The sequence below is a fragment of the Aeromonas sp. FDAARGOS 1410 genome (genome assembly GCF_019048745.1).
In the GTDB taxonomy this organism is placed as follows: Bacteria; Pseudomonadota; Gammaproteobacteria; order Enterobacterales; family Aeromonadaceae; genus Aeromonas; species Aeromonas jandaei.
Map to the genome: position 1 here is coordinate 311,149 of NZ_CP077401.1, position 20,494 is coordinate 331,642.

A 20,494-nucleotide genomic window follows, 5' to 3' on the forward strand; every position below is an offset into this window, starting at 1 on the left:
TTGGCTCCTTAAGCTCTGATCCGGGGTTGCTGTTCCAGTGCATCGACCCGGGAAACGTCCACCAGCTTCACCAGCTGGCTCCACAACTGCTGGATGGGACGCACCGACTCGACAGTAACCGTGATCCGCAGCTGTTGGCAATCCTGCTCCATGTTGAGGGCGCAGAGATTGAAGCCGCGGTGACGCACCACCCGCAGCACCCGCTCCATCACTTCCGGTCTGGGCTGGGCATGGATATGCAGGGTGTGTTGTGCAAATGCTGGCTGGGCAAGGGTGTGCGGGTTCATGGGCGTTGCTCCATCATCTGGTGGTTGGCGACTCCCGGCGGAACCAGGGGCCAGACGTTTTCTTCCTCTGAAATGGCCACATGCAGCAGGTAGGCACTCTCGCTTGCCAGCAGGCGATCGAGGGCTCCGGCTATCTGCTCCTTGCATGTGATGGTCTCACCCGGAATGCCGAAAGCGGCAGCCAGGGCGACGAAATCGGGGTTGTCGGAGAGGATGGTCTCGCTGTAGCGGCCGTCGAAGAACAGCTCCTGCCACTGGCGCACCATGCCGAGGCGCTGGTTATCCAGCAGCACCATCTTCACCTTGAGCTGAGCGCGGCGGATGGTGCCGAGCTCCTGCACGTTCATCATGAAAGAGCCGTCACCGCTTACCAGCACCACTTCATCCTCTGGGCGCGACATCCTGGCGCCGATGGCGGCGGGCAGACCGAACCCCATGGTGCCGAGACCGGCGCTGGAGAGGTGGTTGCGCGGGCTGGTGAAGCGCATGTGCTGGGCCACCCACATCTGGTGCTGACCCACGTCGCAGGCGACCACGCTGCTCTCCGGCAACTTGGCAGATAGCTGTTTGAGCAGAGCTGGGGCATAGATGGCCTGACCCGGGTGGTCGTAGCGAAATGCGTATTCGCGGGCCATGGCGGCGCAGTGTTCACGCCAGGGGGCGATGTCGAGAGTCATGGCGAGGCGCGGCAGCACCTGTTTGAGATCCGCGGTGATCCCCACCTCGGCGGCACGGCGCTTGCCGAACTCGGCGGCATCCACATCGAGATGGATCACCTTCGCCTCGGGGGCAAACTCCTCCAGCTTGCCGGTCACCCGATCATCGAAACGGGCGCCCACCACCAGCAGCAGATCGCACTGCTGCACCGCATAGTTGGCCGCCTTGGTGCCGTGCATGCCGAGCATGCCCAGATAAACGGTACTGTCGGGGTCGAGCGCGCCAATCCCCTTGAGGGTGGTGACCGCAGGCATGCCGGTGACGGCAGCAAAGTCACGCAACTGCTGCTCGGCATTGGCCATGCCCACTCCGCCACCGACGTAGAGCACCGGACGCTCGGCGGCAGCCAGCAGGGTGCGGGCTGCGGTCAGCTCCGAGGGGGTGAGCGCTTCCGGCTCTTCCACCGCAAACAGCGGGCTCTGGGGCGGCACGGCAGCCAGCTGCACATCCTTGGGGAGGTCGATCAGCACAGGCCCGGGGCGACCTTCAGTGGCGATGGCGAAAGCTTCTGCCAACACCCGCCCCAGATCAGCGGCATCAGTCACCATAAAGGAGTGCTTGGTGCAGGAGAGGGACATGCCGAGCACGTCGACCTCCTGAAATGCATCGGTGCCGATGGCGGAACAGGGCACCTGACCGCTGATGGCCACCAGCGGCACCGAATCGAGCAGCGCCTCCGCCAAACCGGTCACCAGATTGGTGGCGCCGGGGCCGGAGGTGGCGATGCAGACCCCCACCTGACCGGAGGCGCGGGCATAACCGACCGCAGCCATGGCGGCGCCCTGCTCGTGGCGACAGAGCTGATGGGCCAAACCACCGTCATACAGGGCATCGTAGACCGGCATGATGGCCCCGCCCGGGTAACCAAACACCTGGGTCACACCCTGTTTCTTGAGAGCCTGTACCAAAAACTGCGCGCCGTTCATGTGGAAAATCCTGTCCTTTGGTCGAAAAAAAACCCCCGGGCTGTGAGGCTCGGGGGTCGCTTGTTTCGTTCTGTCCGGTGGTGGGTCTATCCCTTGTTCCGTGCAGCTAAACGAGCCCCGAGCGGTGAGATAATAATCACCACTAGGACCACAATAATGCTGACGAAACGGGAGGCCATGTTCATAGTTACAACCGGAAATCCTGTGAAATTGGGGCGGTTTCTACCGCGAATGGCTATTAGAACTAGCACGGTGATTTTTATTGGGCAAGCCTTTTTTCTGTGACAACCCACTGATTTTGGCTATTCCTCAGCCGGAACTATGGAATAAAAAACCAACAATAAGCAGTTAGTCAGAACATATATCAACTCAAGGACGGGATTTATGTCATTAGCTGTGGTTTATAGCCGTGCCAGCCTCGGGATCGCGGCCCCGCAAGTTACAGTGGAAGTCCACCTCTCCAACGGCCTGCCCGCCTTCAACATGGTCGGCCTGCCGGAAACCTCGGTGAAAGAGTCGCGGGATCGGGTGCGCAGTGCCCTGCTCAACGGCAACTTCGAGTTCCCGAGCAAACACATCACGGTCAATCTGGCCCCCGCCGATCTGCCCAAGGAGGGGGGCCGTTTCGATCTGGCCATCGCCATCGGCATTCTCGCAGCTTCAAAACAAATACCTGCAAAATACCTGCTTGATCACGAATTTTTAGGCGAGTTGGCCCTGACCGGCGAGATCCGCCCCGTGCTCGGTGTGCTGCCCGCCGTGCTCGCCTGCCGGGATGCGGGGCGTACCCTGCTGGTACCGCGGGAGAACGGCCCCGAAGCCTCGCTGATCCAGGATGCCGAGGTGCGCACCGCTCACCAACTGTTGGCCGTCACCGCCTGGTTGGCCGGCCAGTACGAACTGCCGCTGCCGGATCAACAAAGCGCGGAGAGCCTGCCCGATGTACCGGATCTGCAGGATGTGATCGGCCAGTCACAGGCCAAGCGGGCGCTGGAGATCGCCGCCGCCGGCAGCCACAACCTGCTGTTCATCGGCCCGCCCGGAACCGGCAAGAGCATGCTGGCGAGCCGTCTGCCCGGCATTCTGCCGCCGCTGAGCGAGCAGGAGGCGCAGCAGACCGCCGCCATCCACTCCATCGGGGGCCTCACTCCGCGCGCCGGCCACTGGCACCACAGACCGTACCGCACACCCCACCACAGCGCCTCGGCGGTGGCGCTGGTGGGCGGCGGCAGCCACCCGCGGCCCGGCGAAATTTCGTTGGCCCACAACGGAGTGCTTTTTCTCGACGAGCTACCCGAATTCGAGCGCAAGGTGCTCGACTCCCTGCGCGAGCCACTGGAGACGGGCCACATCACCATCAGCCGGGCCGCCCGTCAGGTGGATTTCCCCGCTCGCTTCCAGCTGGTCGGCGCCATGAACCCCAGCCCCTGCGGCCACTATGGTGACGGCCAGACCCGCTCCAGCCCGGATCAGATCCTGCGCTACCTCGGCAAACTCTCCGGCCCCTTTCTCGACCGTTTCGACCTGACGGTGGAAGTGCCGCTGCTGCCCAAGGGGAGCCTGACCGGCAAGGCGGAGCGGGGGGAGTCGAGCCAGCAGATCCGTGATCGGGTGCTGGCGGCACGGGAGCGGATGCTGAGCCGCAACGGTAAGCTCAACAACCTGCTGGATAGTCGCGAAATAGAGGATATTTGCCGACTATCACCGCAAGATGCCGAATTTTTGGAAAGTGCTATCCAGAAGCTGGGGCTCAGCATCAGGGCCTGGCACCGCATCCTGCGGGTGTCGCGTACCATCGCCGATCTGGTCGGGCAACCCGCTATCGGCAAGGAGCATCTTATCGAGGCGCTCGGCTACCGGGCCATGGATCGGCTGCTATCGCGACTGCGCAGCAGCTGACAGAAGGGAAAGGGTGAGTCCAACCCCGTAACGGCTCTGAATGGTCTCACGGGCCATCGGCTGATATTATGGCCACAGATCTGACCACTTGATGGCCCTTTATCGACAGCAAGACGGACCCGACTCATGCCCAACAAGCTGATAGAGCGACTGCGCGGCAGCCTCTCCACCCTGCTCTATTTTTTCAACACCCTCTTCTGGTTTGTTCCCATCTTCTCGCTGGGTCTGCTCAAACTTCTGCTCCCCATCAAGGGGTGGCGTACCCTCTGCAACTGGCTGCTGGATGGTTGTGCCAGCTGCTGGATCGGTTTCAACAATCTGATCCAGAAAACCATCATCAGAACCCCTTTCGATGTGGTCGGAGTGGACAAAGGGCGCCGGAATGAGTGGTATATGGTGATTGCCAACCATCAATCCTGGGTCGACATACTGGTACTGCAGCGGGTTTTTAACCAAAAAATTCCCTTCCTGAAGTTTTTCCTCAAGAAAGAGCTGATTTGGGTACCTTTTCTCGGTCTGGCATGGTGGGCGCTCGACTTCCCCTTCATGCGGCGATATTCCAGGAAATTTCTGGAAAAGCATCCCCATCTGAAGGGAAAAGACATAGAGACAACCCGTAAAGCCTGTGCCCGGTTCCGCCACATTCCAGTGAGTGTGATGAACTTCGTCGAAGGTACCCGCTTCACCAAGGGCAAACATCAGAAGCAGGGTTCGCCCTATCGTCACCTGCTCCATCCGCGCGCAGGCGGCATCGCCTTTACTCTGGCCGCCATGGGTGACCAGTTGCATCAACTGGTGGATGTCACCATCGCCTATCCGGACGGCATTCCCAGCTACTGGGATTTCATGTGTGGCCGGGTCGGGCAAATCAAGGTTCAGATCCGCTATTTGCCGATCGACCGCAAACTGGTGGGGGATTACTTCAATGACCCCGAGTTCCAACAAGAGTTTCAGCAGTGGCTGAACGGGATCTGGCACGAAAAAGACCAGACCCTGAACCAGCTGCTGGCAACCAAGGCGCAGTAAATACTCATGTTATCCATGCTTCCCGGCCCGCTGGTGCTGATCATCAGCGCCGGCCTGACCATTCTCTTTACCGCCTTGTGCGCCAGCCTGATCCTGCTGGTTTCGCTGGCAAAACTGCTGCTGCCGGTGCCAGCCTTTGGCCGCGCCTGCAGCCGCCTCAACAACCGCTTCATGCGCCTGTGGCTGGCCTGCAACGCGCTGGTGATCCGCCTCACCACCCGCATCGACTGGCAGGTGGAGGACAGCACCCGGCTGCGCAAGGATGGCTGGTATCTCATCATCAGCAACCACATGAGCTGGACCGACATCGTGGTGCTCGGCCACCTGTTCCGGGATCGGCTGCCGATGCCCAAGTTCTTCATGAAGCACGAGCTCATCTACATCCCGCTGTTGGGGCTGGCCTGCTGGGGGCTCGACATGCCCTTTATGCGCCGCTATTCGCGAGAATTTCTGTTAAGAAATCCGCACCTGCGCGGCAAGGATATCGAGACCACCCGCAATGCCTGCGAGAAGTTTCGCCACATCCCCACCACCGTCATCAACTTCGTGGAAGGGACCCGCTTCACCGAGCAGAAACGGGATGCTGCCCGCTCCCGCTATCGCCACCTGATGCCGCCCAAAGCGGCAGGACTGGCCTTTACGCTGGCAGCCATGGGGGAGCAGTTCGACAGCCTGATCAACGTCACCATCCGCTATCCGGACAACGCCGAGACCCCGTTCAAGGACTTCCTGATGGGACGGGTACAACGCATTCAGGTACGGATCGAAGAGCTGCCGGTGGATGAGGCGCTGGTTGGCGACTACTTCAATGACAAGCAGTTCAAGCGCGGTTTTCAGGAGTGGCTAAACCAGCGCTGGCAGGAGAAGGACGAGGTGCTGGAGGGGTGGCAGAGCGGTCAGGAGCCGCTGCCGGTGGCCGCCAAATCCGGGGATGCATCCAAAGAGAGCGCAGAAGCCAACTCAGCCAATTGATCCTCCGAGAACACTGCAATACCGTGGCGGCGCAGCAGGGCGGTGGTCTTGCCCTCGCCCGCCACAGAAACCCCTTTGAAGCGGCCGTTATAGATACGGCCGCTGCCACATGAGGGGCTCCCCTCTTTCAGCAAGGCGAAGCGAATACCCTGCGCCTGACAGATTTTAAGCGCCAGCTCGGCGCCGCGGTCAAACTCTTCAGTCACATCCAGCCCGCTCGCCGTCACTACCCGATCTCCCTGCCGTTCGGCAGGAGGACGCGGGGTCGGCAGACCACCCGCCACTTCGGGGCAAAACGCCAGAGCCCGCCCCTCGGCACCCAGCTCACTCAGCCAGTCGCTGACGATCCCCTTGCTTTGACCGTCGTAGCGCACAGGCTGGCCCAGCAAACACGCGCTGACCAGCACACGAACAGGGGATGCGCTCATGCTTCCGCTCCATGCATCACCTGATCGAACATCACGCAGCAGGGGCTTTCCAACCGGTAGAGAATGGCGGGGCGCTGCTTGCCGGTACGCTTGCGGCCGGTGTCCACCAGGATGTCAGCGCGGTGGATCCGCTTGCGAAAGGCGGCCGTATTCATGGGTGTTTGCAGGATGATCTCGAAGGCACGCTGCACCTCGGAGAGGGTGAACTCGGTACCCAGCAGTTGCAGCGGCAGAGTGCTGTAGCGGCTCTTGATGCGCAGCCGCTCCAGCCCCTTGGCGATGAGCTGGAGATGGTCGAAGGCGAGGCTCATGCCCGGCAGGGTCGAAACCGGATGCCAGCAACCGTGGCGGGTCTCCACTTCAGGCGCCACCAGACAGAGGTAAACCAGGGTGGTGGACCAGCCACGGGGATCCCGCTCCAGATTGCCGAGGGTGCAGACCTGCTCGCTGTAGCAGTCACCCAGCCCCCACTCCGCCAGCAGGCGGCGCTGGGCGGCGTCCAGATCCCAGTCCAGCGTCTCGTCGATGCGCAGGGCAGGCAGTTGCCAGCAGTTGGCAAAAGGGGGGCGATCGCGGGTCTCGAGCAGCAGTTCGAGCCGCTCCTCATGCAACCGCAGCACCACCATATCCAGACTCATTCTCAGCATCCCGATCGCCCTGCTCGCCTTCCATTAATGTTTGGTAGATAATATCACACGAATAGTATGTGCAGGAGCCAATCATGGGAACCGTCGCCAGTCTGGATATTGATGCGCAGAAGGGCTTTACCCCTCTCTGCCCGAACGAACTGCCCGTCGCGGGCGGGGATGATATTGTGGCGGCCCTCAACGCTCAGGCCACCCTCGCCAGCCTGCGCATCGGCAGCAAGGATGCCCACCCCGCCAATGCGGTCTGGGTGGCCAGCGAGCCTGCTACCATGCTGCAACCGCTTGATTTTCCTAACGCCGATCTCACCTGGCCGGTACACTGCGTCCCCGGCAGCAAGGGGTTCGAGCTGCTCGACGGCCTGCCCGCCCCTATCGATTACGACTTCTTCATCTGGAAGGGAGTCGAGCCTGACCTGCATCCCTATGGCACCTGTTTCCACGATCTGGCCGAGCGCCGCAGTACCGGCCTCATCGAATTCCTGCAAGCCCGTGATGTCACCACTGTGCTGGTCGGCGGCCTCGCCACCGACTACTGCGTCAAGACCAGCGTGCTGCAACTGCGCCGCGCCGGTTTCCGGGTGATCGTCCACCTCGATGCCTGCCGTGGCATTGCGCCCGAGACGATTGCCAGCGCCCACACCCAGATGATCGAGGCTGGCGCCGAACTGGCCCAGACCCTGACCGATGTTCAACGCCTGCTGGACGCCTGATATGCCCCCTATCCTAACCAGCCTGCTCGACACCGATGCCTACAAGCTGCATATGCAGCAAGCGGTGTTTCATCGCTATCCGGATGCCGAGGTGGTGGCTGAATTCCACAGCCGCAACGAAGAGGACCTGCTGCCCATGATGGGGCAGATCGAGGAGCAACTGCGCCTCGCCGGCTCCCTGCGGCTGACCAAATCCGAGCACCACTTTCTGGCCGAGCGCCCCTTCTTCACTCCCGACTACCTCGACCATCTGCGTCGCAAGCCGCTCGACGCCTCCCTGCTGAAGGTGTTCGAACAGGATGGCCGCATCAATGTGCGGGTCGAGGGGCCGTGGCAGGATGTGATCCTGTGGGAGATCCCGGTGCTCGCCATCATCAGCGAGATGCGCAACCGCTTCCGCTACCCCCAGTTTGGCGTCAGCCACGCGCTGGAGCGGCTCGATCAGAAGCTCGACAAGCTGGAGCGGGAGCTGAGTCGCGACGAGATGAGCGAGTTCAACCTCATCGACTTCGGCACCCGCCGCCGCTTCTCACACGCGGTACAGGATGCCGTGGTGGGTCGCCTCAAGGAGCGGCTGCCGGCGTTTCGCGGCACCAGCAACTACATGTTGGCCCAGAAGTACCAGCTGCCAGCCGTCGGCACCCAGGCCCACGAGTGGTTCCAGGCTCACCAGCAGCTCGGCTTCCCGCTCGAACACAGCCAGCGCGCCGCCCTCACCAGCTGGCTGGACGAGTTCACCGACCATCTCGGCATCGCCCTGACCGACTGCATCACCATGGATGCCTTCCTGCGCGACTTCGACTTCGAGCTGGCCAGCCGCTATCAGGGCTTGCGCCACGACTCCGGCGATCCCGTGGTATGGGGCGAGAAGGCGATCAGCCACTATCAGCGCCTCGGTATCGACCCTGCCGAGAAGACCCTGGTCTTCTCCGACGGCCTCAATCTCGACAAGGCGGTCGAACTGTTCCGCCACTTCCGCGGCCGAATCAACACCAGCTTCGGCATCGGCACCAAGCTCACCTGCGACCTGCCCGGCGTCAGCCCGATGAACATCGTGTTCAAGCTGATCGAGTGCAATGGCGGCCCGGTTGCCAAGATCTCCGACAGCCCGGGCAAGACCCTCTGCCGGGATGCGGAGTTTATCCGCAATCTCAAGCAGGCCTTCCACGTCGGGGTCTGACCTGCCAGATTGCCAGAAAACAAAAAGCCCGCCGGTTTGCACCGGCGGGCTTTTTTATCGACTCAAGAGTGATCAGTCTTTCTTGGCCAGCAGGAATTTCACCAGCTGGTTGAACTGCTCCTGAGAGGAGATGGATTCAATCTTGATCATGTACTTGCCGTTCACCAGGAAGGCCGGTACGCCACGGATGTTGTAGCTCTCCATGTTGCGATCGAACTGGGAGACCATGCCGGACACGGCGAAGCTGTCAACGGCGCCGTCAAACTCTTCGGCCGGTACACCGTTAGCGACGAAGAGCTGCTTCACGTCATCGCGGCTCATCGGCGGCTGACGCTGAACATGGATCTTGTTGAAGATGGCCGGGGTCAGCTTGGCTTCGGCGTTGAGCAGGCTGGCAACGGCGTAGGCACGCTGCATCTCCGGGCCCATTTCACGGCCGAGGAAACCGACCGGGTTCTTCTTCAGGGTGACGCCCTTGGGCAGCTCGGCTTTCATCTGCTCGACGATCGGTTCAAAGGTGGCGCAGTGCGGGCAGTAGTAGGAGAAGAACTCCATCACTTCCGGCTGGGCGGTACCAGTCTGTTTCACCACATCGTAGTTGACGCCTTCCTTGAACTCGGGGGCGGCGTGAACCATGGGGATCATCAGCATGGCAGCAAGGAAAAATAGGATTTTTTTCATGATGTTTCCTGTTAAGGGATCACTGTGAGGCACGCCCGGCGAACCGAAGCAGTGCCAAGCCTATTGCGTCACCTCTGCCCAGTCAATGGCCAGAACAGGAGATTGAGTCCCTCTTGCCGCTCATCTCCTCCCTTCGCTGCCGACCGGTGATCAGGAACGGCGACAGCCCGCGCATAACCTCTGCTGACTCATCCCCTGCCACTCCGGCCAGCTGGCTCACCAGCCGGGTGTCAGGGTGAGCGGCGGAGCCTTGAGCGCCTCCAGCTGGTCGTGCAGGGTCGCTATCTGCTGGCGCCAGTAGTGATCGGTGTTGAACCAGGGGAAGTGACGGGGGAAGGCCGGGTCTTCCCAGCGCCGTGCCAACCAGGCCATGTAGTGGACGATGCGCATCGCCCGCAGCGGCTCGATGAGCGCCAGCTCGCGCGTGTCGAACTCCATGAACTCCTCGTAGCCAGCCAGCAGGGTGTCGAGCTGGATCAGCTGCTCGTTGCGCTCGCCATTCAGCATCATCCAGAGATCCTGAACGGCAGGGCCGGTGCGGCAATCATCGAGGTCGACAAACATGGGGCCATCGCGCCAGAGGATGTTGCCCGGGTGGCAGTCACCATGCAGGGAGATCTGCGCCACATCGAGGGTCATGGCGTCGCTGACATGCTTGATCAGCTCATCCAGCACCCCGAAGAACTGCTTGGCCAGCCCGCTTGGCAGCCACTCGCCAGACGCCAACAGCTGACGCGGCTCGTGCAGCATGCTATCCACGTCGAGACGAACCCGATGGTGGAACGGCTTGCTGGCTCCGAGTTGATGGATGCGGCCAAGATAGCGCCCCACCCACTCCAACTGGTCGAGGTTGTCCACCTCGAACTGGCGTCCCCCGACGCTCTGCCAGATGGCAAACGGGTAGCCCTCATGCTCCAGCAGGGTCTCGCCGGCAAAAGCGAGCGGCGCAGCGACCGGGATCTCCGCCTCACAGAGGCGGGCGGCAAACTCGTGCTCTTCGAGGATCTGGGCCCGGCTCCAGCGGCCGGGTCGGTAGAACTTCACCACATAGCGGCGACGATCCTCATCCTGAAACTGGTAGACCCGGTTTTCGTAGCTGTTGAGCTCGATAAGACCGGAGTCGAGCCGCAGACCGCTGAGATCCAGCGCATCCATGATGAGGTCGGGAGTGAGATCGGAATAGTTGAAACGCATGTCATCCACCATAAGAAAGGGGCGCCGTTGCGCCCCATTCTATCACTACTGCCCACCATTGCCGTGCATGGCGGTAGGCCAGACCGTTACAACCGGCCGATAAACTTGCTGCCCTGACGCAGGTTACCCTTGCTGTCATCAGGCGCCGCCCCCTCCCGTTTCAGCACGAACTGGATATCCAGCGTCGGCCGCTTCAGGTTGTAGGGATCCACCGCCAGACTGACCGGCAGGGTGTAGATCTCGCCCGCCTTAAGAGTCACTTCACGGGGGCCGAACCACTGATACTCGGGCAGCCCCTCCACATCCAGCTGGTAGGTCTGGGGTTGCAGGGTCTTGTTGAGGATCTTGAGGGTATAGGTGTTCTCGATAAGCCCGTCGTTGTTCTCGCGGAACAGCTGGTTGCGATCCCGCAGGATATCGAGCCCCATAGGCATGATGGACATGGCGTTGTAGGCAAACACCCCCAGCATGGTGGCCATCACCAGGCCATAACCAATCAGCTTGGGCCGCGCCACATGGGTAGAGTCGTTGGCCAGCTTGTGCTCGGTGGTGTAGCTGATGAGCCCCTTCGGATAACCCATCCGCTCCATGGTCTGGTCACAGGCGTCGACGCAGGCGCCGCAGTTGATGCACTCGTACTGCAGACCGTCACGGATATCGATACCGGTCGGGCAGACCTGCACGCAGAGGTCGCAGTCGATGCAATCACCCAGCCCCAGCGCCTTGTAATCGGCCTTGCGGGAGCGAGCTCCGCGGGTCTCGCCCCGCTTGGGGTCATAGCCGACGATGAAGGTATCCTTGTCGAACATGGCGGACTGGAAGCGGGCATAGGGGCACATGTGGATACACATAATGGCGCGCATCCAGCCGGCGTTACCGTAGGTGATGATGGTGAAGAAACTCACCCAGAACAGCACCCAGCCACTCGCCTTGAGGGTCAGCACATCCGGCACCAGCCGGGTCACATCCTGGAAGTAGGCAACAAAGGTCAGGCCGGTGACCAGCGAGATGAGCAGCCAGGCCAGATGCTTGGCCCCCTTGCGAGCCAGCTTCTCGCCGCTCCAGGGTGCTTCGTCCAGCTTGCGCCGCTTGTTGGCCGGCCCTTCCAGCTTCTCTTCGAACCAGATGAACATGAAGGTCCAGACCGTCTGCGGGCAGAGATAGCCACACCAGACCCGACCGAGGAAGGTGGTAATAAAGAAGAGCCCGAAGGCGGCGATCATGAAGAGCCAGGCGAGCAGGGTCAGATCCTGCGGCCAGATGGTGGCACCAAAGACGTGGAACTGCTGATGGCCGAGGTCGAACAGCACCGCCTGTCGCCCCTCGTAGCGCAGCCAGGGCAGCAGCACGAAGAGGGCAACGAAGAACCAGCCCATCCCTTTGCGCACCCGCTGCCAGTAACCGGTCTGGGCTCGGACGTAGATACGGTTGCCGGGGTTGAATCTGTCATCGCTGGCTTTGAACGTATTGGGGTTGAAAGTCCCGGTTACGCTCTTGTCGGTGACATCCTTGATATCGATTTTCTCGTGATCGGCCATTGCAAGACATCGCTCCCTTATTTGTTATGGAGCGGATTATATCTTAAACAACCTGCTAATTGTGTGGATTAGATGTATCTAATATTGGGGTTGGATCGCAAATTTCGGCAACAAAAAAGCACATCACCTTGCGGTGATGTGCTTCTATTCAAGATTCACTTGATTCCGCGAGCCTTGAGCAGTGCCTCTTTGAAATCGGGCACGTGATCCTTGGCCAGACCCGGGATCATCGCCTGCTTGTCGGATTCCCGCATCTTGAGGTGATAGATCAGCATGTCGTCGGTCAGCTCGGACAGGGGACCTTCAAAACCCGCTTCTTGGGCCAGTTTGGCAACAAACTGCACCAGGCTGAGATCCTGTTCCTTGATCCAGGCAGGCTGCAACAACTCCAGCAGCTCTTCGATACGATGACATTGCATAGACAACCTCTTTAATCTGTCTGTATTAACTCAGGCAACCTTACCCATCAAGGCTACTTCGATTCGATCCCGCCCATTATGCTTGGCCTGATAGAGGGCCGCATCCGCTTTTTGGATCAAATCGGCGATTTTCATGCTGTTGTCCGGTATCAGAGTGGCAACACCAAAGCTACATGTGACCCGACCGGAGACCAGTGATTTCTGGTGCGGAATAGCCAGCTCCTTGAGGGATTGCCGCACATTGTCCGCCACCTGCAGCGCCCCCTGCATGCCGGTGCAGGGCAGCAGCAACGCAAACTCCTCGCCACCGTAACGGGCAGCCAGATCGTCCTCGCGCCGCTCCACCTCGGCCAGCAACCCCGCCACCTGTTGCAGGCAGTCATCCCCCAGCTGGTGACCATAGAGATCGTTGAACTGCTTGAAGTAATCCACATCCACCAGCACCAGCGACAGCGGTGCCCGGGCCCGGTGGCAGCGGCGCCAGGCACGCTCCAGACAGTCGTCGAGATGGGCACGGTTGGCAATACCGGTCAGGCCGTCGAGACGGGAGGTGAGGCGCAGATGTTCGGAAACCGCTTTCAGCTCTGCCACCAGTTCGGCGTTGGAGAAGCGGTGGTGAAGCGAGGCGATCTGATCCCGCCGCAGACGGCGCAGCAGGGTCGGTAAAAAGACGAAGAGGTAGCCCGCCAGCATGCAGGAGACGATCCGCTCCTGCTCGTTGCCCGCCCCCAGCTCGAACAGCATGGCGCACCCGAGCGGCAACACGGCACCGTAGAGCGAGCGGCGACTGCCAAACAGCATGATGGCGCTGCCGGTGAGGATCAGGCTGGTGAGCATCATCATGGCCGCGCGATAGGTGTCGGGCAGCTTGTCCATGTAGAGCAGCACACCCAGTGCCCAGCTGATGGAGGTGATGGTCACCCCGATAAAGAGCTCCCGCTCCAGCAGGGGCAGCGGCGTCTGGTGCAATCTGGGCTGGCGCCAGCGCAGATGCCAGCCGCGGCACAGCAGCAACAACAACACCCCGACCAGCCACCCGAGCGCTTCACTGGCGGGCAGGTAGTCGTGAAAAAGCAGACTCCAGCCAAACGCCAGCAAGCCCAGACAGGGCAGACTGAACGAAGCATGGGTGTAGAGCTGGACCATGATGGCCTGCCTGACCTGGCGTGTCACACTCTGGGTCAACTGAGTACTCCTGTACAAGAGCCAAGCAGTCTACCACTACCCCTCATTGAGCAACAATAAAGCGTTTTTTATTAAGCAGTTACTCAACCGCGCTCCAGCTCGTCGAGGATCGGGCACTCGGGGTTTTCATCCCCGTGACAGCAGCAGACCAGCCCCTCCAACGAACTGAGCATGGCCTGCAGCCCGGCGATGCGAGCGCGCAGATCGACGATCTTCTCCTGCGCCAGCTTCTTCACCTGGGCGCTGGTTCTGTGCTCGTCCCGATAGAGCGCCAGCAGCTCCTGACACTCCTCCAGATTGAAGCCGGTCTCCCGCGCCCGCTTGACGAAACGCAGCTCGCGCAGGGCCGATTCGGTGTAGCTGCGGTAACCGTTGTCGCTGCGCACCGGTGCCGAGATGAGGCCGATGCTCTCGTAGTAACGGATGGTTTTGGCGGTCAGTCCCGTGGCCTTGGCTACCTTGCTGATGTTCATGGATGACTCCTTAACGGTTCGATTCAGTGCTGACATTGTGGCTGACCTGGGCGAGAGCCCGCGGCCGCCAGCGTTTCAGTAACAGGGAATTGCTCAAAACTGTGATGCTGCTCAGGGCCATGGCCGCCCCCGCCAGCTCGGGGCTGAGGTAGCCCAGTGCCGCCAGCGGAATGCCGATGATATTGAACACGAAGGCCCAGAACAGATTCTGCTGGATGGTGCGCCAGGTCGCCGCCGAGATATCGATGGCATCGGCCACCAGCCGTGGGTCGGATCGCATCAGGGTGATGGAAGCGGTCTCCATCGCCACGTCGGAACCGGAGCCCATGGCGATGCCGACATCCGCCGCCGCCAGCGCCGGGGCGTCGTTCACCCCGTCCCCCACCATGGCCACCAACCCGCGGGTTTGCGCCCGCAGCGCCGCGACCTTCTCCACCTTGCCGGCCGGCAGCACGGAGTCAAAGGCCCCGTCCAGCCCCAGCTTGGCGGCGATATGGGCCACCGGCGCCGGCGCATCGCCGCTCACCAGCCAGCTGGCGATGCCGCGCTGACGCAGGGTAGCGATGGCTTCCGGGCTCTCGGGACGCAGGGTATCGGCCAGTGCCGCGATCCCCGCTACCACACCGTCAATGGCGACCCAGACCCGGGTCGCGCCGTCGGCGGGTTGTTCATCCTGTTGTGGCACCTCAATGCCGAGCTGGGCCAGCAGGGAGCCATTGCCGATGGCGACCGCGTGACCGGCGACCTGCCCCACTATGCCAGCACCGACCCGCACCTCGATCGCCTCCGGCTGGGGCAGCACGGCCTCTTTGCCGACCGCCTCACGCATCGCCAGCGCCAGCGGGTGTTCGCTCGCCTGCTGCAGGGCGGCAGCGAGGCGCAACTGCTCGTCATTGCCGCTCCAGCTGGCCAGCACAGGCTTGCCTTGAGTGAGCGTGCCGGTTTTGTCGAAGATGAGCGCCTTGATGGCGTGGGCCTTCTGCAGGGTATCGACATCCTTGATCAGAATGCCGTGACGCGCCGCGACGCCGGTACCGGTGACGATGGCCGCCGGTGTCGCCAGCCCCAGCGCACAGGGGCAGGCGATCACCAGCACCGCCACCGCTGCCAGCAGCGCCTGACCGAAATCATTGCTGATGGCGTACCACACCAGCAGGGTGAACAGGGCGATGGCCATCACCACCGGCACGAACACGGCAGAGACCTTGTCCACCAGCTGTTGCAGCGGCGCCTTGCCCATCTGGGCGCTTTCCACCAGTGCGATGATCTTGCTGAGACTGGAGTCCTCCCCCACCGTGGTGGCCTCGATCTCCAGCACGCCGGAGCGGTTGATGGCACCGCCCAGCACCTTATCGCCCGCACTGCGCGGCACCGGCAGGCTCTCACCGGTGAGGATCGACTCGTCCAGCTCGCTGGCGCCGCTCACGATTCTGCCGTCCACCGGCACCCGCTCACCCACCAGCACCCGCAGCCGATCACCGCGCAGCACCTCGTCGATGGCGACGCTCTGCCAGCTCTCGCCACGCCAGACGGTCGCGGTTTCCGGCCGCAGCGCCATCAGTTCGCGAATGGCAGACTGGGTGCTGCGTCTGGCCCGAGCCTCCAGCAACTTGCCGAGGGAGATCAGGGTAATGATGATGGCGCTCGCCTCGAAATAGAGCTTGCCGCTGGCGGCCATCCCCAGCGTCAACAACAGATAGAGGCTGTAGAAGTAGGCGGCGCTGGTACCGGTGGCCACCAGCACATCCATATTGGCTGCGCGGTTCTTGATGGCGAGCCAGGCGCCGCGATAGAAGCGGGCGCCGATCCAGAACTGCACCGGGGTGGCGAGCAGCAGCTCCAGCCAGGCGGGCAGATGCCAGGGGAATAGCCCGGCCATGGCCAGCATACCCACCAGCAGCGGCAACGTCAGCAGCGCCGAGACGATGACCCGGGTTTGCGCCTGACGGGCAGTGGCGGCCTCCTGCGCTTCCCGCTCCAGCAACTGCTGGCGGCGGCCGCTGGCCGAGCCTTGTGCCAGCTGGGCGCCAAAGCCGAGCGCCTCGATCTGCTCGCGCAAAGCGGCCGGAGTCTGCATCCCGGGGACCAGCACGATCCGGGCCTGTTCGATGGAGAAGTTGACCTCGGCCGAGATAACGCCGGGCAGCGTGACCAGCATCTTGTTTAGTCGAGCCGAACAACCGGCACAAGTCATACCGGTAATTTGAAACAAAAAGGTCTCGCTACCGTAGTCATAACCCTGACTTTTGATGCTTTCGAGCACCGCAGGCAGGCGGTCAGGGCTGGCCAGCTCGATGGCCGCCTGCTCCAGCGCGAAATTGACGGTGGCCGATACCCCGTCAAGTTTGTTGAGACTGGTCGCGATGCGGCCTGCGCAGTTGGCGCAGCTCATGCCGCTCAGCGGCAACTGCAGATGAATGGGTAATTGAAGATGAGTGGTCATGTTGTTCCTCCCCGGAACCCGTCGGCACCACAAAACGCCGACTGGCAAACCCTAACCTTTACTGTAAGGGCAAGCTCAAGCCACATGATCCACTTTTTTGCAGATGAAAAAAACGGCGCCCGTTTGCTGCCAGAGAGCAAACGGGCGCCGCATTCAGGTATTGCGCGGTGTGAGCGGAACTCAGATACCGTACTGGGCGCGATAAGCCTTCATGGCCGCCAGTTGTGCTGCCAGCTCCGGCTGCTCGGCCTGCTTCTCTTCCAGATACTGGATCAAGTCGCTCATCTGGATGATGGCGATGATGTGGGCGCCGTAGTCACGCTCCACCTCCTGAATGGCGGAGAGCTCGCCCTTGCCCTTCTCCTGACGGTCCAGCGCGATCAGCACGCCCGCCAGCGAGGCGCCGTTGGCCTGGATCAGATCCATGGATTCACGGATGGCGGTGCCAGCGGTGATGACGTCGTCCACCAGCATGATGCGCCCCTTGAGCGGGCTGCCCACCAGATTGCCGCCCTCGCCGTGATCCTTGGCCTCCTTGCGGTTGAAGCACCAGGGCACGTCCACATCGTGCTGCTCCACCAGCTGCACGGCCGTGGCGGAGGCGATGGGGATCCCCTTGTAGGCCGGGCCAAACAGCACATCGAACTTGATGCCGGCATCCATCAGGGCGGCGGCATAGAAACGCCCAAGACGGGCCAGGTCGCGGCCGCTGTTGAACAGACCGGCGTTGAAGAAGTAGGGGCTTTTACGACCGGATTTCAGGGTAAATTCACCGAATTTGAGGACCTGTTTCTCCAGGGCGAACTCGATAAATTGACGCTGGTAGGCTTTCATTCTGGCTCCTTGCTTGGCTTGTCGTTGTCTTGTGTGGGGGTATAAAAAAACGCGGTCAATGCCGCGTTTTTAAAATCAGGAGAGCGACTGCTTCTGCAGCGCAATGATGTCGGCGATGCCGCCCTTGGCGAGCGCCAACATCTCCAGCAGCTCCTCATGGGTGAAGGGCTCGGCCTCCGCAGTGCCCTGCACCTCGATGATGCGACCATCTTCGGTCATCACCACGTTCATGTCGGTCTCGGCGGCGGAGTCTTCGATGTACTCCAGATCGCAGATGGCTTCGCCCTGATACATGCCGACGGAAACGGCGGCGATCATCTGCTTGAGCGGGCTCTGCTTGATCATGCCCTTCTCGACCATCCAGTTCAGCGCATCCACCAGCGCCACACAGGCACCGGTAATGGAGGCGGTACGGGTGCCGCCATCAGCTTGCAGCACATCGCAGTCAACTGTGATGGAGTGCTCGCCCAGCGCTGTCAGGTCCACCGCCGCGCGCAGGGAGCGGGCGATCAGACGGGAGATCTCCAGAGTGCGGCCACTCTGCTTGCCGGAGGCCGCTTCACGGTTCATCCGGGAGTGGGTGGAGCGCGGCAGCATGCCGTATTCGGCGGTGACCCAGCCCTGATTCTTCCCTTTCAGGAAGCGCGGCACGCTGGTGTCAACGCTGGCGGTGCAGAGCACGCGGGTGTTGCCGAATTCCACCAGCACGGACCCTTCAGCATGCTTGGTGAAGTGGCGGGTAATGGTGACCGGACGAAGCTGCGCGGCAGTGCGATCGCTTGGACGTGACATGGGACGGACCTCTGGGCTGGCTGAATTGGCGCAGGAGTATAAGCCATCGCGGCCCAAATATCAGCCGCTAAAACCAACACTTCGGCTGACGCACCGGCCCCCGCTGGGTATAATCCCGCCACACTTCATCAAGCCCGGAACAATCAATGATTCACAGCATGACCGCCTACGCCCGCAAGGAACTCAAGGGCGACTGGGGCACAGCCGTTTGGGAAATTCGTTCGGTCAACCAGCGTTATCTGGAGACCTACATTCGCCTGCCGGAGCAACTGCGCAGCCTGGAGCCGGTTCTGCGTGAGCGTTTCCGCGCCAAGCTGCAGCGCGGCAAGGTGGAGTGCAACCTGCGCTTCGAGGCCGCTCAGGCCGCAGCCAGCCAGCTCCATATCAATGAAGAGCTGGCCAAGCTGATTATCGACAGCGCCGGCTGGGTAATGAAAGAGGCGGGCCAGGGCCAGCTCAACCCGGTCGATGTACTGCGCTGGCCGGGCGTCATGGCTGCCGCCGAGCAGGACATGGACGCGGTCGCCACCGAGCTGCTCGGCGGTTTTGACCAGACCATGGAAGATTTCCTCGCCTCCCGCGCCAGCGAAGGGGCCAACCTCAAGGCGCTGATCGAACAGCGTCTGGCCGGTATTCAGGTGGAAGTGAAGAAGGTGCGCGTCCACCTGCCGCAGATCATCGAATGGCAGCGTCAGAAGCTCACCGACCGGCTGGCCGAAGCCAAAGTCGAGCTGGATCCGGCCCGCATCGAGCAGGAGATCGTGCTGCTGGCCCAGAAGATCGACGTGGCCGAAGAGCTGGATCGTCTGGAGATGCACATCAGCGAGACCAACAAGATCATGAAGAAGGGTGGCGCCTGTGGCCGTCGCCTCGACTTCATGATGCAGGAGTTCAACCGCGAGTCGAACACGCTTGGCTCCAAGTCCATCAACGCCGAAGTGACCCAGTCCGCCGTCGAGCTGAAAGTCCTCATCGAGCAGATGCGCGAGCAAATTCAGAACATCGAGTGATGGGTCGCTGACTCTCCGGTTGTTACCTGCAAAAGAGCCCTTGATTCCTCAAGGGCTCTTTTATTTTCCGGCCATCGCACCTGTCGCCCGCCGCCGGTGAGTCAACGGGCGGGGAACGCCCTAGCCTATCGGCATCACCAGCGCCGGTTGGTGCGGGTCGCTCAGCCGTTCGGCCAGATAGTCCACCAGCAGTCGCACCTTGGGGGAGAGGTGACGGTTATGGGGATAGAGGGCCCAGATCCCCTCTGCCGGAGCCCGCAGTTCGGGCAGCAGCTCGATCAGCTCCCCCCGGGCCAGATGGTCGCTCACGTAGTAGTCCGGCAGCTGGATGATGCCGATCCCCTTGAGCGCCGCATCCAGCAGAGCGTGGCCGCTGTTGCACTGCAACAGGCCGCGCACCCGCACGCTGTGGGGACGACCATCCAGAGTGAAGTGCCACTCGTCGCTGTTGCCCACCAAACAGGTGTGGCGAGTCAGCTCGGAGAGGCTGTTGGGTATACCGTGGCGGGCGGTGTAGGCCGGGGAGGCGCAGACATAGGGCACCCGCTGCGCCAGCTTACGCGCCACCAGCGTCGAATCCTTGAGATGGCCGAGCCGCAGCGCCAGATCGTAGCCTTCGTGCACCAGATCCAGCAGCTGGTTGGTGAGGTTGAGGGTCACCTCCAGCTGGGGGAAGCGCACCATGAAGTCGTTCACCAGCGGGGCGATGCGGCTCTCGCCGTAGGAGACAGGGGCCGTGATACGCAGGGTGCCTTGCGGCACCGCCTGATGACGCCCCACCGCCAGCTCCGCCTCGTAGAGGTTGTCCAGCAGCTGACGGCAGTGGCGATAGTAGATCTCGCCAAGCTCGGTGAGCCGCACCTGACGGGTGGTGCGCAGCAGCAGCTTGGCCTGCAGCCGATCCTCCAGCTGTGCCACCTGACGGCTGACTTGCGCCACCGACACTCCCAGCTTGCGCGCCGCCGGGGTAAAGCCCCCCTGCTCCGCCACGCTGACAAATTCACAGATCCCTTCCCAGCCGAACATTATTACCTGTGTGTAAAAGTGATTTGAGATTCGCCCTCATTATCACCAAATCGGCAGGAAACTACACTGAATGCCCGAACTCATCTCTGTTCACCCTGCTCAACAAG

20 protein-coding genes are annotated in these 20,494 nt (G+C 61.7%); 6 read left to right on the plus strand and 14 right to left on the minus strand.

What is annotated here, in order from left to right:
- Positions 1 to 8 precede the first annotated feature (8 nt).
- Positions 9 to 287: an acetolactate synthase 2 small subunit gene (gene ilvM, locus I6L40_RS01440; RefSeq protein ID WP_005342011.1), complete on the minus strand. Its 279-nt coding sequence runs from the start codon at positions 285 to 287 to the stop codon at positions 9 to 11.
- The gene (ilvG, locus tag I6L40_RS01445; RefSeq protein WP_071913712.1) at positions 284 to 1,930 is read right to left on the minus strand and encodes an acetolactate synthase 2 catalytic subunit; all 1,647 of its coding nucleotides are present in this window, start codon (positions 1,928 to 1,930) and stop codon (positions 284 to 286) included. Before ilvG ends, ilvM begins: the two co-directional genes overlap by 4 nt.
- 384 nt (positions 1,931 to 2,314) lie before the next feature.
- On the opposite strand from ilvG, the gene I6L40_RS01450 reads away from it, so the two are divergent.
- From I6L40_RS01450 to I6L40_RS01460, 3 genes are all read left to right on the plus strand, one after another.
- Positions 2,315 to 3,829 carry a YifB family Mg chelatase-like AAA ATPase gene (locus tag I6L40_RS01450; protein ID WP_071913710.1) on the plus strand — a complete coding sequence of 505 codons (1,515 nt, stop codon included), beginning with the start codon at positions 2,315 to 2,317 and terminating at the stop codon, positions 3,827 to 3,829.
- Positions 3,830 to 3,955: 126 nt separating this feature from the next.
- Complete coding sequence (locus I6L40_RS01455) at positions 3,956 to 4,855, plus strand: acyltransferase (protein ID WP_071913708.1); 900 nt, start codon at positions 3,956 to 3,958, stop codon at positions 4,853 to 4,855.
- Positions 4,856 to 4,861: 6 nt separating this feature from the next.
- Positions 4,862 to 5,827 (plus strand): acyltransferase, encoded by a 966-nt coding sequence (locus I6L40_RS01460; RefSeq protein WP_071913706.1) that lies wholly within the window; start codon positions 4,862 to 4,864, stop codon positions 5,825 to 5,827.
- Here I6L40_RS01460 and I6L40_RS01465 read toward each other — a convergent pair.
- Together I6L40_RS01465 and I6L40_RS01470 are read right to left on the minus strand one after the other, a co-directional pair.
- Positions 5,752 to 6,255 (minus strand): DUF523 domain-containing protein, encoded by a 504-nt coding sequence (locus I6L40_RS01465; RefSeq protein ID WP_071913704.1) that lies wholly within the window; start codon positions 6,253 to 6,255, stop codon positions 5,752 to 5,754. The genes I6L40_RS01460 and I6L40_RS01465 overlap by 76 nt on opposite strands.
- Positions 6,252 to 6,902, minus strand: coding sequence for a DNA mismatch repair protein MutT (locus I6L40_RS01470; RefSeq protein WP_216994892.1), 651 nt, complete (start codon positions 6,900 to 6,902; stop codon positions 6,252 to 6,254). The genes I6L40_RS01465 and I6L40_RS01470 overlap by 4 nt, the downstream gene beginning before the upstream one ends.
- Positions 6,903 to 6,976: 74 nt before the next feature.
- On the opposite strand from I6L40_RS01470, the gene I6L40_RS01475 reads away from it, so the two are divergent.
- Positions 6,977 to 7,612 carry a nicotinamidase gene (locus tag I6L40_RS01475; RefSeq protein WP_216994893.1) on the plus strand — a complete coding sequence of 212 codons (636 nt, stop codon included), beginning with the start codon at positions 6,977 to 6,979 and terminating at the stop codon, positions 7,610 to 7,612.
- Position 7,613: 1 nt separating this feature from the next.
- On the plus strand, positions 7,614 to 8,792 hold the full coding sequence (gene pncB, locus I6L40_RS01480; protein ID WP_041209470.1) for a nicotinate phosphoribosyltransferase: 1,179 nt from the start codon (positions 7,614 to 7,616) through the stop codon (positions 8,790 to 8,792).
- Between the two features lie 72 nt (positions 8,793 to 8,864).
- Here the strand turns inward: pncB and I6L40_RS01485 are convergent, their stop codons facing one another.
- The 9 genes from I6L40_RS01485 to rph all read right to left on the minus strand — a co-directional run bounded on the left by I6L40_RS01485 (position 8,865) and on the right by rph (position 18,351).
- A complete protein-coding gene (locus I6L40_RS01485) occupies positions 8,865 to 9,473 on the minus strand; it encodes a thiol:disulfide interchange protein DsbA/DsbL (RefSeq protein WP_041209469.1) in 609 nt (202 codons plus the stop codon).
- A 216-nt stretch (positions 9,474 to 9,689) separates the two neighbouring features.
- Positions 9,690 to 10,679: a serine/threonine protein kinase gene (locus I6L40_RS01490; protein ID WP_208737576.1), complete on the minus strand. Its 990-nt coding sequence runs from the start codon at positions 10,677 to 10,679 to the stop codon at positions 9,690 to 9,692.
- A gap of 74 nt (positions 10,680 to 10,753) precedes the next feature.
- Positions 10,754 to 12,205, minus strand: a complete 1,452-nt coding sequence (ccoG, locus tag I6L40_RS01495) for a cytochrome c oxidase accessory protein CcoG (RefSeq protein WP_042031955.1) — start codon at positions 12,203 to 12,205, stop codon at positions 10,754 to 10,756.
- Positions 12,206 to 12,360: 155 nt separating this feature from the next.
- Positions 12,361 to 12,624, minus strand: a complete 264-nt coding sequence (locus I6L40_RS01500; protein WP_005339598.1) for a YihD family protein — start codon at positions 12,622 to 12,624, stop codon at positions 12,361 to 12,363.
- Positions 12,625 to 12,654: 30 nt separating this feature from the next.
- Positions 12,655 to 13,809, minus strand: coding sequence for a diguanylate cyclase (locus tag I6L40_RS01505; protein WP_041209466.1), 1,155 nt, complete (start codon positions 13,807 to 13,809; stop codon positions 12,655 to 12,657).
- An 83-nt stretch (positions 13,810 to 13,892) separates the two neighbouring features.
- Positions 13,893 to 14,282: a Cu(I)-responsive transcriptional regulator gene (gene cueR, locus I6L40_RS01510; RefSeq protein WP_041209465.1), complete on the minus strand. Its 390-nt coding sequence runs from the start codon at positions 14,280 to 14,282 to the stop codon at positions 13,893 to 13,895.
- A 10-nt stretch (positions 14,283 to 14,292) separates the two neighbouring features.
- Positions 14,293 to 16,725 carry a heavy metal translocating P-type ATPase gene (locus tag I6L40_RS01515; protein ID WP_216994894.1) on the minus strand — a complete coding sequence of 811 codons (2,433 nt, stop codon included), beginning with the start codon at positions 16,723 to 16,725 and terminating at the stop codon, positions 14,293 to 14,295.
- Between the two features lie 180 nt (positions 16,726 to 16,905).
- Positions 16,906 to 17,559, minus strand: a complete 654-nt coding sequence (pyrE, locus tag I6L40_RS01520) for an orotate phosphoribosyltransferase (protein WP_216994895.1) — start codon at positions 17,557 to 17,559, stop codon at positions 16,906 to 16,908.
- A 75-nt stretch (positions 17,560 to 17,634) separates the two neighbouring features.
- A complete protein-coding gene (rph, locus tag I6L40_RS01525) occupies positions 17,635 to 18,351 on the minus strand; it encodes a ribonuclease PH (protein WP_026080315.1) in 717 nt (238 codons plus the stop codon).
- Between the two features lie 146 nt (positions 18,352 to 18,497).
- Here rph and I6L40_RS01530 point away from each other — a divergent pair, with 146 nt between their 5' ends.
- Complete coding sequence (locus I6L40_RS01530; protein ID WP_216994896.1) at positions 18,498 to 19,361, plus strand: YicC/YloC family endoribonuclease; 864 nt, start codon at positions 18,498 to 18,500, stop codon at positions 19,359 to 19,361.
- Between the two features lie 120 nt (positions 19,362 to 19,481).
- Here the strand turns inward: I6L40_RS01530 and I6L40_RS01535 are convergent, their stop codons facing one another.
- Positions 19,482 to 20,387, minus strand: a complete 906-nt coding sequence (locus I6L40_RS01535) for a LysR substrate-binding domain-containing protein (RefSeq protein WP_005342034.1) — start codon at positions 20,385 to 20,387, stop codon at positions 19,482 to 19,484.
- Between the last annotated feature and the right edge of the window lie 107 nt (positions 20,388 to 20,494).

What these genes read in the sequence shown, in the direction of transcription:
- ilvM (WP_005342011.1), bottom strand. Translation starts at nt 287, where the DNA reads ATGAACCCGCACACCCTTGCCCAGCCAGCATTTGCACAACACACCCTG.
- ilvG (WP_071913712.1), bottom strand. Translation starts at nt 1,930, where the DNA reads ATGAACGGCGCGCAGTTTTTGGTACAGGCTCTCAAGAAACAGGGTGTG.
- I6L40_RS01450 (WP_071913710.1), top strand. Translation starts at nt 2,315, where the DNA reads ATGTCATTAGCTGTGGTTTATAGCCGTGCCAGCCTCGGGATCGCGGCC.
- I6L40_RS01455 (WP_071913708.1), top strand. Translation starts at nt 3,956, where the DNA reads ATGCCCAACAAGCTGATAGAGCGACTGCGCGGCAGCCTCTCCACCCTG.
- I6L40_RS01460 (WP_071913706.1), top strand. Translation starts at nt 4,862, where the DNA reads ATGTTATCCATGCTTCCCGGCCCGCTGGTGCTGATCATCAGCGCCGGC.
- I6L40_RS01465 (WP_071913704.1), bottom strand. Translation starts at nt 6,255, where the DNA reads ATGAGCGCATCCCCTGTTCGTGTGCTGGTCAGCGCGTGTTTGCTGGGC.
- I6L40_RS01470 (WP_216994892.1), bottom strand. Translation starts at nt 6,902, where the DNA reads ATGCTGAGAATGAGTCTGGATATGGTGGTGCTGCGGTTGCATGAGGAG.
- I6L40_RS01475 (WP_216994893.1), top strand. Translation starts at nt 6,977, where the DNA reads ATGGGAACCGTCGCCAGTCTGGATATTGATGCGCAGAAGGGCTTTACC.
- pncB (WP_041209470.1), top strand. Translation starts at nt 7,614, where the DNA reads ATGCCCCCTATCCTAACCAGCCTGCTCGACACCGATGCCTACAAGCTG.
- I6L40_RS01485 (WP_041209469.1), bottom strand. Translation starts at nt 9,473, where the DNA reads ATGAAAAAAATCCTATTTTTCCTTGCTGCCATGCTGATGATCCCCATG.
- I6L40_RS01490 (WP_208737576.1), bottom strand. Translation starts at nt 10,679, where the DNA reads ATGGTGGATGACATGCGTTTCAACTATTCCGATCTCACTCCCGACCTC.
- ccoG (WP_042031955.1), bottom strand. Translation starts at nt 12,205, where the DNA reads ATGGCCGATCACGAGAAAATCGATATCAAGGATGTCACCGACAAGAGC.
- I6L40_RS01500 (WP_005339598.1), bottom strand. Translation starts at nt 12,624, where the DNA reads ATGCAATGTCATCGTATCGAAGAGCTGCTGGAGTTGTTGCAGCCTGCC.
- cueR (WP_041209465.1), bottom strand. Translation starts at nt 14,282, where the DNA reads ATGAACATCAGCAAGGTAGCCAAGGCCACGGGACTGACCGCCAAAACC.
- I6L40_RS01515 (WP_216994894.1), bottom strand. Translation starts at nt 16,725, where the DNA reads ATGACCACTCATCTTCAATTACCCATTCATCTGCAGTTGCCGCTGAGC.
- pyrE (WP_216994895.1), bottom strand. Translation starts at nt 17,559, where the DNA reads ATGAAAGCCTACCAGCGTCAATTTATCGAGTTCGCCCTGGAGAAACAG.
- rph (WP_026080315.1), bottom strand. Translation starts at nt 18,351, where the DNA reads ATGTCACGTCCAAGCGATCGCACTGCCGCGCAGCTTCGTCCGGTCACC.
- I6L40_RS01530 (WP_216994896.1), top strand. Translation starts at nt 18,498, where the DNA reads ATGATTCACAGCATGACCGCCTACGCCCGCAAGGAACTCAAGGGCGAC.
- I6L40_RS01535 (WP_005342034.1), bottom strand. Translation starts at nt 20,387, where the DNA reads ATGTTCGGCTGGGAAGGGATCTGTGAATTTGTCAGCGTGGCGGAGCAG.